Origin of the sequence: Tundrisphaera lichenicola (genome assembly GCF_051175385.1) — a bacterium.
Lineage (GTDB): Bacteria > Planctomycetota > Planctomycetia > Isosphaerales > Isosphaeraceae > Tundrisphaera > Tundrisphaera lichenicola.
In genome coordinates this window covers 7,037,319-7,050,639 of the sequence record NZ_CP195106.1, presented here as the reverse complement: position 1 = coordinate 7,050,639, position 13,321 = coordinate 7,037,319, and the positions used below count along the sequence as shown (strand labels likewise).

General features: G+C 66.2%; 9 protein-coding genes. 6 read left to right on the top strand and 3 right to left on the bottom strand.

Translation table 11 applies throughout. From position 1 onward, the window contains the following. Positions 1-295 precede the first annotated feature (295 nt). Together P12x_RS27935 and P12x_RS27930 are read left to right on the top strand one after the other, a co-directional pair. Positions 296-2,404 carry a putative bifunctional diguanylate cyclase/phosphodiesterase gene (locus P12x_RS27935; RefSeq protein WP_435008359.1) on the top strand — a complete coding sequence of 703 codons (2,109 nt, stop codon included), beginning with the start codon at positions 296-298 and terminating at the stop codon, positions 2,402-2,404. 154 nt (positions 2,405-2,558) lie between these two features. Further along, positions 2,559-3,437 (top strand): SDR family oxidoreductase, encoded by an 879-nt coding sequence (locus P12x_RS27930; protein WP_435008357.1) that lies wholly within the window; start codon positions 2,559-2,561, stop codon positions 3,435-3,437. A gap of 95 nt (positions 3,438-3,532) precedes the next feature. On the opposite strand, the gene P12x_RS27925 is transcribed toward P12x_RS27930, so the two are convergent. Beyond that, positions 3,533-4,957, bottom strand: a complete 1,425-nt coding sequence (locus P12x_RS27925) for an L-serine ammonia-lyase (protein WP_435011740.1) — start codon at positions 4,955-4,957, stop codon at positions 3,533-3,535. 113 nt (positions 4,958-5,070) lie between these two features. After that, the gene (locus tag P12x_RS27920; RefSeq protein ID WP_435008356.1) at positions 5,071-7,353 is read right to left on the bottom strand and encodes a sugar-binding domain-containing protein; all 2,283 of its coding nucleotides are present in this window, start codon (positions 7,351-7,353) and stop codon (positions 5,071-5,073) included. 527 nt (positions 7,354-7,880) lie between these two features. Here P12x_RS27920 and P12x_RS27915 point away from each other — a divergent pair. After that, on the top strand, positions 7,881-8,612 hold the full coding sequence (locus P12x_RS27915) for a PEP-CTERM sorting domain-containing protein (RefSeq protein ID WP_435008354.1): 732 nt from the start codon (positions 7,881-7,883) through the stop codon (positions 8,610-8,612). Between the two features lie 158 nt (positions 8,613-8,770). Here the strand turns inward: P12x_RS27915 and P12x_RS27910 are convergent, their stop codons facing one another. Further along, the gene (locus P12x_RS27910) at positions 8,771-9,046 is read right to left on the bottom strand and encodes a hypothetical protein (RefSeq protein ID WP_435008353.1); all 276 of its coding nucleotides are present in this window, start codon (positions 9,044-9,046) and stop codon (positions 8,771-8,773) included. Positions 9,047-9,225: 179 nt separating this feature from the next. On the opposite strand from P12x_RS27910, the gene P12x_RS27905 reads away from it, so the two are divergent. The 3 genes from P12x_RS27905 (at position 9,226) to P12x_RS27895 (ending at position 13,094) form a co-directional block, all read left to right on the top strand. Beyond that, complete coding sequence (locus tag P12x_RS27905; protein WP_435008352.1) at positions 9,226-10,350, top strand: glucose 1-dehydrogenase; 1,125 nt, start codon at positions 9,226-9,228, stop codon at positions 10,348-10,350. 28 nt (positions 10,351-10,378) lie between these two features. Then, positions 10,379-10,786, top strand: coding sequence for a VOC family protein (locus P12x_RS27900; protein ID WP_435008350.1), 408 nt, complete (start codon positions 10,379-10,381; stop codon positions 10,784-10,786). A gap of 148 nt (positions 10,787-10,934) precedes the next feature. Further along, on the top strand, positions 10,935-13,094 hold the full coding sequence (locus tag P12x_RS27895) for a hypothetical protein (RefSeq protein ID WP_435008349.1): 2,160 nt from the start codon (positions 10,935-10,937) through the stop codon (positions 13,092-13,094). Positions 13,095-13,321: the final 227 nt, after the last annotated feature.

The window sequence follows — 13,321 nt, the reverse complement described above, 5'->3', positions numbered from 1 at the left end:
GCGAGGTCGTCATCCCAACAGGCCAGCGTGGAGCCATCTTACACCGTCGAGGGGTTTCGGGGCGACAACCCGGACCGCCGAATCGCGGGCCGGGCGAATCGTGAACTACGCTTGAGTTCGAGAGCCCGCCCAGGCTCGCACAGTATCCCCGACTGGAATTCAGGTAGGGTGGGCTTTCCTCGTAAGGCAGGCTGTTTGCATGAGTCGATTAGGAAAGCCCCTGGCGTTTTCCCTGATTCCGCAATCCTCCCCTTCCAGGCGACCGTCTGGAGAGGGGTGGCCGATCCTGGGGGGATTGGGCGAGGTTGTCACCTGCTGGATCCGGTCGCAGGCGACCGGCGAGTGTTTCAGCTCGCCAAGGCTGGCCGAACTGCTGGGCGATTGCGAGAGCTTGCCGACGCTGGCGCATCCCGAGGACCGTGAGCGGCTGGCCGGCTTGCTCGCCGAGGAGTCGGGCCCGGGTCCGCCGTCGGTCGCGGAATTCCGACTGAAGGCGCGAGACGGGAGCTATCGTCGATTTCGAGGTCGAGCCGGCGAGGTCACCCCGCCCGTGGGCGGGTCGCGATATCTGGTCCTGACCCTGGAGGACTTGACCGACGCTATCGGGCACGTCGAGGAACTGAGCCGGGCCCGCCGTGAACTCGAGGCGCGCGTCCGGGAGCTGCGAGAGGCCAACGCTCGGTTGCTCGGCGAGGTCGCCGACCGCGAGCAGATCGAGCGGGCCCTGGGAGACTCGCGGTCCCTGTATCACTCGCTGGTCGAGAACGTGCCCTACACGATCTTCCGCAAGGATCGAGAAGGGCGCTATACGTTCGCGAACCGCCGGTACTGCCAGATGCATTCCACCACCCTGGCGGGGCTGATCGGCAAGACCGACTACGACCTCTACCCCGCCGAGCTGGCCCGCAAGTACCGCGAGGACGACCGCCGGACGCTCGAACGCGGGGTCGTCCTCGACATCGAGGAGGAACACCGGGACCCGACCATCCCGGGCCATCGCCAGATCGTCCACACGATCAAGTGCCCGATCCATGACGACCGTGACCAGATCGTGGGGATCCAGGGGATGTTCGCCGACGTGACCGCCCGGCACCAGTCCATCGAGGAGCAGGCCTCCCTGGCGTCTCGCGACTCGTTGACCGGATTGCCCAACCGCGAGCATTTCCAGAAGCGGCTCGAGATCCATCTCTGCGAGGCCCGCGGCGAAGGCGGCCGGCTGGCCGTCCTCCTGGCCGATCTCGACCGATTCAAGGAGATCAACGACACCTTCGGCCACGATTACGGCGATCAGATCCTCCAGAGGCTGGGCACGAGGTTGCTGGGGGTGGCCCGGCCCGGCGATACCGTGGCCCGCCTGGGCGGGGACGAATTCGGCCTGATCCTTCCCGGAGCCGGGCGAGACGAGTCGGTGATCGTCGCCGAGCGGCTCCTGGAGTGCCTGAGCGAGCCGGTGGTGATCGGCGGACACCGCCTCGACGTCGGCGGGAGCATCGGCCTGGCCCTCTGTCCCGATCACGGGTGCGATCGGATCACCCTGGTCCAGCATGCCGACGTGGCCATGTATGCCGCCAAGCGGGCCCAGTGCGGCCACGCCTTCTATTCGGCCGAGCAATCCCTCTATAGCCCCGAGCGCCTGGTCCTGCTGGCCGATCTCCGGCGGGCCCTGGGGGACGACCAGTTCTTGCTGCACTACCAGCCCAAGCTGGACATGGCGACTCGTCACGTCTGCGGGGCCGAGGCCCTGATCCGCTGGCGACACCCTCGAGCCGGACTGCTCCCGCCCGCCCAGTTCATCCCCCTGGCCGAGCAGACCGGCCTGATCCGAGGGATCGACCTCTGGGCCGTCTCGGCCGCCCTGGCCGATTCGAAGGGCTGGCCGGTCGGCGTCGACGACTTCTCGGTCGCGGTCAATCTCGCGGCCCCCGGCTTGCAAGACCCGGAGCTGGTCGGCCAGTTCCGACGGATCCTCGATCGGGCCCGCGTCGCCCCGTCGCATCTGGTCGTCGAGGTCACCGAGAGCGCGATGATGGCCGACCCGGGGAAGGCCCGAAGGACCCTGGAAGGGCTCCACGAGATGGGCCTGGGCATCGCCATCGACGATTTCGGGACCGGCTACTCGTCGCTGGCCTACCTCAAGGATCTCCCGATCGACGAGGTCAAGATCGACCGATCGTTCGTCAGCGACATGGTCGCCAGCGAGGCCAGCGCCTGCATCGTCCGGGCCGTCGTCGACCTCGGTCACAACCTGGGCCTCCGGGTGACCGCCGAAGGGGTCGAGGATCGCCCGACGCTGGACATGCTCATCGAAATCGGCTGCGACCAGGCCCAGGGCTACTGGATCAGCCGGCCCCTCCCGCCCCTCGAATTCGAAGAATGGCTGCGCGGTCGGTGTGCCGTCGCCTGATCGACCCGATCCACGATGGGGCCGATCCGATGCCGGAGTCCGGGGCATTGTCGACCCGCACCCCTGGCGGAGACCGCTCCGGATCGCCTACAACATTCGATCGGGGCCGCCCGACGCGCGTCGGGAGCCCGAAGGTCCTTCGATCGGGGATGACATGGCCAATCCGGATTCCGAGAAGTCGATGGGCGGCAAGACCTGCCTGGTGACCGGGGCGACCGCGGGGATCGGCCGGATCGCCGCCCGGGAGCTGGCACGCCGGGGGGCGTCGGTGGTCGTGATCGGGCGGAGCCCCGAGCGCTGCAAGTCGACCGTCGAGTCGATCCGCCGGGAGACCGGCAACCCCGACGTCGAATCCCTCGTCGCCGACCTCTCCGCGCAGGCCGAGGTCCGGAGGCTCGCCGAGGAGGTCCAGGCCCGCTACCCCCGGATCGACGTCCTCCTGAACAACGCCGGGGCGATGTTCAGCAAGCGTCGGGAGAGCGTCGACGGGATCGAGATGACCTTCGCCCTGAACCACCTGGGCTATTTCCTCCTGACCAACCTTTTGCTTGACCCCCTCAAGGAAGGGGCCCCCGCCCGTGTGGTGAACGTCGCCTCGGAGGCCCACCGGATGGTCTCGAAGGTCGACTTCGACGATCCCCAGGGCCGGAAGAAATACGGGGGATGGCACGCCTACGGCCAGTCGAAGTTCGCCAACATCCTGTTCACCTACGAGCTGGCCCGGCGACTCTCGGGGACCGGCGTGACCGCCAACGCCCTCCACCCCGGCTTCGTCGCCTCCAACTTCACCGAGGGCAACGGCGCGATGGGCTGGATGATGCGGCGATTCGCCAGCCTCTTCGCCATCACCCCCGACGAAGGGGCCAAGACCTCGATTCACCTGGCTTCCTCGCCCCAGGCCACCGGGGTCACCGGCAAGTACTTCGCCAAGGAGAAGCCGATCCCGTCCTCCAAGCCCACCCACGACGAGGCCGCCGCCCGCCGGCTCTGGGAACTGAGCGAGGAGTTGACGGGGATGAAGGTTGGAGTTTAGGCGAGCGTCGGAGGGGACCCCTTGCCTACCTCAAGGACTCCCGACCGAGCCAGGAACGGAGAAGTGATCGAATCGACATTCCTGAGGAACCCTGATCAGCATTCGGTCAAGTTGACCGGGATCTGGATGGCGAGCCCGCCTTCGGACGTTTCCTTGTATTTGGTGTTCATGTCCTGGGCCGTGGCCCACATCGACCGGATCACGGCGTCCAGCGTGACCCGGGCGTTCTTGGGGTCGCTGCCCATCGCGATGTTGCAGGCGGTGATGGCCTTGATCGCGCCCATGGTGTTCCGCTCGATGCAGGGGACCTGGACCAGGCCGCCGACGGGGTCGCAGGTCAGGCCGAGGTGGTGTTCCATGGCGATCTCGGCGGCCATCAACACCTGATCGACCGAGCCGCCCGAGACCTGGCAGAGCCCCGAGGCCGCCATCGCGCTGGAGACGCCGATCTCGGCCTGGCATCCCCCCATCGCGGCCGAGAGGGTCGCCCCCTTCTTGAACAGGCTGCCGATCTCGCCCGCCGTTAGCAAGAAGTCTTCGATCGCTGATGTGTCGATGTCGCAGAAGCAGATGGCGTACAGGAGCACGGCCGGGATCACCCCCGCCGCGCCGTTGGTGGGGGCGGTCACCACCCGGCCGAAGGCGGCGTTCTCTTCGTTGACGGCCAGGGCGAAGCAGCTCACCCAGCCGAGGATCTCGCGGAACTCGCGCCCCCCCGCCCGGATCGCGGCGACCCATTCCTCGACATCGGCGAACGGGCGATCTCCGAGCCGAGCCCGGCTCATGGCCGAGGCCCGCCGGACCACCCCCAGGCCGCCCGGCAGGATCCCCTCGACCTGGACCCCCCGGAAGATGCACCGGCGCATCGCGTCCCAGATCTGGCCGAGCTGGTCGGAGATCGCCCGATCGTCCCTCCAGGATCGTTCATTCGCCCGGACAACCTGGGGGATCGTCAAGCCATGAGCCCGGCAGTGCCCCACGAGTTCGGCGGGGGTCTCGATCGGCATCGGCAGCCGTACCAACCGCCCGCCGGCCTCGGTATTCCCTTCGCGGATCACGAACCCGCCGCCGATCGAGTAGAACGTCTCGGAGTGGCCGGCCCCGTCCTCCATCGAGGCCGAAAACCGCAGGCCGTTCGGGTGGAACGGCAGCGACTCGTCGAAGTGGAACAGGAGGTCGGACTTGAAGTCGAAGGTCACGTCCTGGAGGCCCCCCAGGACCAACCGACGTTCCGCCCGGATCCTGGCCACCGTGGGGTGGATGGCCGAGACGTCGCAGGTCACGGGGTCCTCGCCGATCAGGCCCATCAGGACCGCGATATCCGTCCCGTGCCCCTTCCCCGTCTTGGCCAGCGAGCCGAACAGGTCCACGCGGACCGAACGCACCCGGTCCAGCTCGCCCCGATCCCGGAGGATCGCCACGAACTGCTGGGCCGCCCGCCAGGGGCCCATCGTGTGAGAGCTGGAAGGCCCGACGCCGATCTTGAAGATGTCGAAGACGCTGATCGACTCCACGGACAGTCCCCTCTTTCGCTGGCGCAGACCGATGGCCCAGCACGGTCGGCCGGGCTGGGCCATCTATTGTAGGGAGATCAAGTCTGCGCGTCTCCGACCGTCCCGTTCTTTCCCGAGAATCAGCGAGCCGCGGCCTTCAGCTCGATCAAGCCCACGTCGATCGACTGGCCGCCCGCGGTCTGGTGGCAGTGGACGGCGAAGAGGTTCTTGCCGGGCTTGAGGGTGGCCCGGGCCTCGGGCGAGATCGGGATTTCGTCATAACTGCTGGTGTACCCCTTGACGGAGGCCGCGAGGACCCCGTTGAGGTAGATCTCGGCGTCCTCGTCGTGCAGGACGTTCAGCAGGAGGTAGGCGGGGTTGATCTCGGGAAGGTCGAAGGTTCGGCGGGCGTAGACGTCGGGGGTGTTCCAGGTCGTGCGGACCCGGGCTCCGGGGGTTCCCTCGGTCCCGAGGACTCCGGGGCCTTGCTTCCAGGAAGCGTCGTCGAAGTCGGTCGCGGCCCAGTTGGCCGAGGGCTTCTCGGTCGAGTAGCGCCAGGCCAGGCCGTTTTCCCTGGATGTGGGGACGACCGTGTACGGGACGGGGATCTTCGAGACGTCGCCCCGGTTCACGGCGGCGGCCCGCTCGATGTCGAGCTTGATGATCGCGCGATCATACGTCAGGAGCCCGTTGGCCTCGGTCTCGACGTCGGTGATCTGGGTGTAGACCAGGGCGTTCAGGCCCTGGGCGTCCTTCATGTCCCATCCTTCGCGGAGGAGCCGCTCGTACTTGCGGGTCAGCTCGTCGGCGCTGGCCGTGCCCTGGTAGCCCCAGATTTCCTTCTGCCAGGTGTGGCCGTCGACCCCGAGGGCCAGGCCGCCGAACTCGCCGAGGACTCCCGCTCGCCTGGGCTCCAGCGGGGGTGCGGCGGGTCGGGGATAGTTGTGGAGGTCGTGCATGTCGCCCACCCCGGCCCGGTCGGCCCAGCCGCTGACGGCGTCGACCAGCCGGGTCGGGTCGTAGCTCTCGGCCCACTCGGCGATCCGTTTGGTGTCGAACTGGCCCCAGCCTTCGTTGAAGGTGACCCAGGTGATGATGCTCGGATGGTTCCGGAGGCCGTCGATCATCGCCTTCAGCTCGACCTCGTACTGGTGGGCCGACTCGGGGGTCCGGACGATGTCGGGCTGGTCGGGGTTGATCGACCGGTCGCCCGAGGGCATGTCCTGCCAGACCAGGAGGCCCAGCTTGTCGCACCAGTAATACCAGCGAGCGGGCTCGACCTTCACATGCTTGCGGGTCATGTTGTAGCCGAACTTCTTGGTGATCTCGATGTCATACCGCAGGGCCTCGTCGGTCGGCGCGGTGTACAGCCCGTCGGGCCAGAACCCCTGGTCGAGCGGCCCGACCTGGAAGATCGGCTTGCCGTTGAGCTTGATCCGATTGACCTCCTTCTCGTCCGGGGAGACCTCGATCGACCGCATCCCGAAGTAGCTGCCGACCGCGTCGACGACCTTGCCGCCCTCCTTGACCTCCACCTTGAGGCCGTAGAGGAACGGGGTCTCGGGCGTCCAGAGCTTGGGCTCGGGGATCTTCAAGGGCATCGACTCGCCCAGGCCGGTGGTCTGGACCAGCTCGCGCTCGCCATCGAAGACGGTCGCGGTGACCGTCCGCTCGATCGGGGCATTCCGGTCGTCCCGGTCGTTCAGGCCGAACGGGGCGACCGAGACCGTGTTCAGGGCCAGGTCGGTCGATAGCTTCAGGCTCTCGATGTGCGTCGGGGCGACCGGCTCGATCCAGACGGTCTGCCAGATCCCGGTGGTCGGCGTGTAGTAGATCCCGCCGGGCTTGAGGACCTGCTTTCCCCGGGGCTGGGTCCCGGCGTCGGTCGGGTCGAAGACCCGGACGATCACCTCGTTGGCGGCGTCGGGCTTCAAGGCGTCGGTGATGTCGAAGCGGAATCCGTCGTAGCCCCCCTTGTGGGTGCCCAGCTCCTGGCCGTTGACGAAGACGGTCGCTTCCCAGTCGACCGCGCCGAAGTGCAGGAGGACCCGGCGGCCCTCCCACTCCTTGGGGACCTCGAAGGTCCGGCGGTACCAGAGCCGGTCCGAATGCTTCATCACGCCCGAGAGGGCCGACTCGACCGGGAAAGGCACCAGGATCTGCTGGTCGAGGTCCTTGCCGATCGGCGGCGAGTCCCCCTCCTTGCCGAACGAGAGCTGCCAGAGGCCGTTCAGATTCTTCCAGTCGGTCCGGACCATCTGCGGCCGGGGGTACTCGGGCAGGGCATTGTCAGGCCCGACCTCCTTGGCCCAACGGGTCATCAACGGGCCATCGGCCGCCTTCCAGTCGGCCCCCGAGGCGGGCCAGGACGCGAACGTCAGGAGCAGCGGGATGAGCGTTCGAAGGCGCAAACGGAGGTGCATCGTGGTGCCTCGGAGGGATTCTTCGGAGGGCGACGCCGCACGACCCCCGCGCGGCGATGCAGGCCCGGTTGTTCGAGGATGGCGAATGTCGGGCCGTTTGTCACCCGGAAAATTGAAGGGAGTGTTTTCGGGTGTTGGCCCGGTGATGGCGAATGGGTTTGGTGTAAAGCTTTTTGTTGGTTCTGCTTGAGGTGGTGTTTGTGCTGAGTCGTTGGAGAAACCTGGCGAAATTTCGGATTGCCGGATTCGAGGCGAATCGAGCTTGTTCCGACCCGGAACTCGGGATGGTCGGGCCACTCAGGCCGAGGCATCGAGCGGCGATTCGTACCGGTTCGAGTGGCTTCGGATGATGCGATGCAGAGTTCAGGATGTGTTTTTTGCGCAGCGCTCGATGCCCTGGAAGATCGTCGCTGACGCCTTTTCTCATCGCCATTGAAGGCCATGTTGGTGCCTTTCTAGGATTGGTCTCGTTCCGGGTGCTTCGTCGTCGAGGTGCCCTCCGCTCGAATCGATAACCGAAAGTCACCATGTCGCTATCGCCCCGAAATTCCAGCCTCGCGGCCCTTGTGCTGGCCCTGATCCTCCCCGCGACCAGCCGGGCCGGGATCATCACCACGGTCGAAGGGCCGGGCGTGCAGTCGTCTTCCGCCTCGAACACCACCGTGATCAATTTCAATTCGTCGAGCACCGGCTATCAGTCGATGGCGACGTTCACGCCCTCGGCCTCGCTAACGGCGACTTATGCCGGCGACTTCTTCATCCTGCCGGCCGACCAGTACGGCGGGGCGGGCGGGGTCGGGAATTACCTGGGGATCCAGGCGGGACAAGCGGCGACCTTGTCGCTGAGCACGCCCCAGGCTTACTTCGGGATGTGGTGGTCGGCGGCCGACCGGGACAACAAGCTCGAATTCTTCAACGGTTCGACGTCGGTGGGGGTGTTCGACACGGCTAGCACGGTCCTTTCGTCGCTGTCGTCGGCCTACTATAGCAATCCCAACGCTCCCGCCGGCCGGAACACCGGCGAGCCTTACGTCTTCATCAACTTCTTCGCCCAGGGCGCGGGCGACAAGTTCGACCGGATCGTCTTCTCGAACGGGACGTCGATCGGGAGCATCTTCGAGAGCGACAACCATACCTTCAGCGTGGACGTCCAGGCCCCGTCGGTCCCCGAGCCCTCCAGCCTGGCCATGGTCGGGATGGCCTCGGTCGTCGGAGGCCTCTGGCTCCGGAAGAAGGGCCGCAAGGCCGCGAACGCCTGAGCGTGCCTCTCCGCCTGGATCTGATCGAGAGTTGACGATCTTGAGGCTGGCGACCACGCTTCTGGCGTGGTTTCCCGGCCTCTTCTTCTTTGTCGAAGCCCGTGGTTTCCATCCGAAGTTGCAACGCGATGTCTGCGATCATCGGATCAGCGATGCCGCTAGGTGTCCCGGCGCGTTCCAACTGCCCGCGATCCTTCACTTCGTCGCTTCATCGCGTCCGACACGATCTCGTCCAGCTCCTCGGCGCCTTCTCGCATCGCGCCGAGGACCGGATCCTGGTTTGCAGATCGATCCGACGAAGCGGGCATGTGGGCGTTTTTTTTCTCGATTTCCCTGAGTAGCAAGCGAGCGGCTTCCGCGATCGCTTCGTCCATCGATGCGAATTGGCCGCGATCGACCTCGGCCCGGATCGAGTTTTCCAGGTCCTCGGGCAAATGAATGGTCATCGTGAACGCCCTCCTCAAAACTGATGCTAGCAAGGCCGGAAGACTTCGCCAAGCCACCCTCTCGAACGATCCGTGGCGATCGGAGAGGGTGGCGGATAGAATCGGAACATCGACGGTTTCCCGAGGCGGGAGCCCGCGTCCTCTCCACTTGACGAGTCGAGCCCCGGATGAAAGCCGTTGCCGTCCTGCCCGGAAAGAAGAACAGCGTCCACGAGCGCGAGATCCCCGAGCCGAGGCTGAATGACCAGCCCCATCCTCATGTTTGTGTGATCCCCGAAGGGCGCGCCGTGCGGGTCCGGGCCCTCCAGGTCGGGGTCGACGCCACCGACCGCGAGATCAACGAGGCCCTCTACGGGAACGCCCCGCCCGGCGGCGACTTCCTGGTGATCGGCCACGAGAGCTTCGGCCAGGTGGTCGAGGTCGGCGAGAAGGTGACCGAGCTTCGCCCCGGCGACTACGTCTCGTGCACCGTCCGACGTCCCGGGGGGTCGCTCTTCGACCTGATCGGCCGGAACGACGTGACCAGCGAGGAAGTCTATTACGAACGCGGGATCAACCTCTGTCATGGCTACATGACCGAGTCTTTCGTCGATGATGCCGAGTTCATGGTGAAGGTCCCGCAGAACCTCCGCCACATCGGCGTCCTGGCCGAGCCGGCCAGCGTCTGCGCCAAGGCGATCGAGCAGGCGTACCTGGCCCAGCAGCGGCTCCAGGTCTGGGAGCCCAAGCGGGCGTTCGTCCTGGGGGCCGGGCAGATCGGCCTGCTGGCCACGATGATGCTCCGGCTCCGGGGGATGGAGGTCTTCACCCTGGCCACCCGCCCCGGCCCGCACCTGAAGTCCGAGATCGTCGAGTCGTATGGCGCGACGTACGTCAGCACCAAGCAGACCCCGATGGCCGACCTGGCCAAACAAGTCGGCAAGCCCGACCTCATCTTCGAGGCCACCGGCAACGCCGAGGTCTGCTTCCGAGCGATGGAGGTCCTGGCGCACAACGGGGCCCTGATCTGGACCAGCATCACCGGCGGCCAGCACGACGTGACGGTCGACGGGGCCAAGATCAACCTCGAATGGGTCCTCGGCAACAAGCTCCTGGTCTCCAGCGTCAATGGCAACCGCCGCCACTTCGAGCTGGGCATCCAGGCCCTCTCGATGGGCGAGCATACCTATCCCGGCGTGACCAACCGGATCCTCACCCACCCCATCGCCGGGCTCGACAACTACGCCCAGATCATGCCGATGCTGGAAGACAAGGAAGCCTTGAAGGTCTTCGTCGACATCGCCGGCCACTGACCCGCCCGACCGCGAGGGGACCCCGACGATGAAACCCGAGTCGATCCCCGCGTCCCCTCGCTCGATCGCGCCCTGGCTCTCGGTCCGGGACAGCGATCGAGCCGCGGAATTCTACAAGTCGGCCTTCGGGGCGGTCGAGGTCTACCGCCTGGAGATCCCCGGGGAAAGCGTGGTGGCGCGACTTTCCGTCGATGGGTCGGAGTTCTGGGTGTCCGCCGAGTCGCCCGAGCATGGGAATTTCAGCCCCGAGACCCTCGGTGGGGGCACGGTCCGGATGATCCTGACCGTGCCGGATCCGGACGCCGCCTTCGATCGGGCGATCGAGGCGGGGGCCTCCGTGGTCTACCCCGTCGCCGAGGAGCACGGCTGGCGTGTGGGGCGGGTGGTGGATCCCTTCGGACACCACTGGGAGATCGGGCGTCCGCCAACCGACTGAGCTCTCGCCAACTCCCGCCTCGCATCGGCTTTCTTTTGGACATGGGGCTGCCGCACGTGTTCAATTGAACCTCGGGAACCGGCGGGTCGCATGTGGCCACCCGTCGGCTCCCGTTGTGTCGATGCCGAATCGTGCGAAGGGGTATGCGATGAGCAACGCGACCGAAGTGCGCCATGACCCGACCGGCGATGTACCCAAGGATGTTGCGACCGTCGAGAAGGCGGTCGCGAAGGCCGAGGCCAAGGTCGATCGGGTGGTGGATGCCTCCCTCAAGAAGATCAAGCGGGTCTACGTCGCGGTGCACGGGATCGGCGACCAGAGCCAGTTCGAGACGATCCAGCACGTGGCCAGCCAGCTTGGCCTGTGCTCCGGATCGCCGACCTCGATCCCGCTGGGGAGTTTCCACTCCGAGCGGACCGAGCGGAGCGGCTTCCTCTTCGTGGAGTCCCCCCCCTACCCGGCCCGATTCAAGGACGTGGGCTTCGCCGAGATCTACTGGGCCGACATCCCTCGCGAGGTCCAGAAGGAAGGTCACTCGCTCGAAGAGGCCAAGAAGTGGGCGGCGACCCTGGTCGCCCGGATCCGGATGCGCGACCGGGTCGAAAAGAGCACTTCCGACGAGCGTCAGAAAGCGGCCAAGGCCCGCGACTATCAGATGCTCGAGCAGGTGATCGGCGAGATTATCGAGGGGGTTGCCGTCCTGGATCGCGTGCTTTCGCTGGCCGGCAAGGTGAGCTCCTTCAAGTTCCAGCTCAAGGATCTCCTCGACTCGTTCCTCGGCGATGTCCAGGTGGTGACCGACTTCGAGGTCCAGCGCGTCAAGCTCCTGGCCCAGTTCCACGCGATCATGGACAAGATTCGCCAGGCCAACGGCGACGCTGATATCTACGTGGTGGCCCACAGCGAAGGGACCGTCGTCTCGTTCCTCGCCCTCTTGCAGGCCTTCCGGGAGTATCAACCCGCGGCGGAGGGCCACGAGGAGCAGTTCGGCTGGATCAAGCAGGTCAAGGGGCTGATGACCATCGGGTCGCCGATCGAGGAGCACATGATCCTCTGGCCGGAACTCTTCAACCGGCAGTACCAGGCGACCCAGGACCCGGCCACCGGCGAGGCGAAGCCGTTGTACCGGTGGAAGCCGGAGCGGCCCGAAGATCGGATCAAGTGGAGGAACTACCTCGATTTCGGCGACCCGATCGCCTACCGGCTCAAGTCGACCGGAGAGTGGATCCGGAAGAATCGCTGGGGCGACGTCCTGGAGTTCGAGAAGTTCGACGCGCACGATCCGGGGCGCCACGAGATCATCTTCAGCCGCTATCTCTTCCCGGGCAAGGCGCACGGCGACTACTGGGGGGACGACGAGGTCTTCGGCCACTTCATCAAGACGGTCGTCGAGGAGACCGCCAACTCGCCGTCGAGCGAGCCGGGCCTCGACGAACGTTACCGGAAGCCGCCCGAAAGCCGATGGGGGGTCGGGTTCTTCACCCGGGTCGTTCCTTATCTGATCCCCTTGCTCCTGCTGATGGCCGCCGTCTGGTTCATGACCCGGGGAGTCCACGGCTTCCTCTATCCCGAGGGGTGGAAGCATGTGGCCGGCCAGCCGGACGTGGAGGTTGGCGAGATGAGGCACATCTCCCGGGATGTCGTGGGGATCTCGCTGCTCTTGATGGGGATCACCGTGGCCGCTCGCGTGCCCCGGCTGAGCCGGTCGTGGCGGGCCATGATCACGGCCTATGTGATCTTCCTGGCCGGAGTCGCGGCTTATCCCCTGGTCGCGACCAAGGACACGAGGGAATTCCTCGGATCGTTCACTCGGATGTTCGCCGGAGCGGGACCTGTCGCGGGTCAGCCGACCATCGCCGATTCCCGGGAGTTCGCGGTCGCCGGGTCGCAGGACCTGGCGGGATGGGTCCAGGGCCTGGCCGGCCATTATACCAGCCCGGTCCTCGGATTGATGGCACTCGCGGGCATCCTGGTGCTGGTCGCGATGGTCCTGAGCGCGACCCGGCCGGGTCTGGGCACCCGGACGTTGATCGTCCCAGGGTTCTTGATCATCCTCGGGCTCGTGATCCACGGGATCGCCGCTCCCGACCGAGAAAACCCGGAGCGGGGGCCGGTCTGGCAAGTCCTCCTCTCCGGCCTGGCTTTTCTCTATCTCTGGTGGCTGGCGGTGGTCTTCTTCGACCTCATCTACGTCTGGCATATCTACATCCGAGGTTCGATCTGGGATTCGATCCGAGGAGTAACCATGACCGACCGACTCCGCGACCTCTGCGAGGACCCGACCTCCCCGTCGTCCGTCCCAGGATGAGACGACTCCCCGAGGATCGGGCCAGGGAGGGCCTTCGATGACCCTCCTTCCGTTTTCTTCATCGCGGCTTGACCCCGGAACGCCACGGCTCGCCTCTCGGATCTCGCTTGTCGCGGCCTGAGTGGATATTTTATTGTTCTGAGATCGTCCGTCGGCGTCCGGAGGGGATGCCCGGCGGACTTGTCTTCGGTGGGCCGACGACGCCGGGTCTTTCCGTCCTTCCCTCC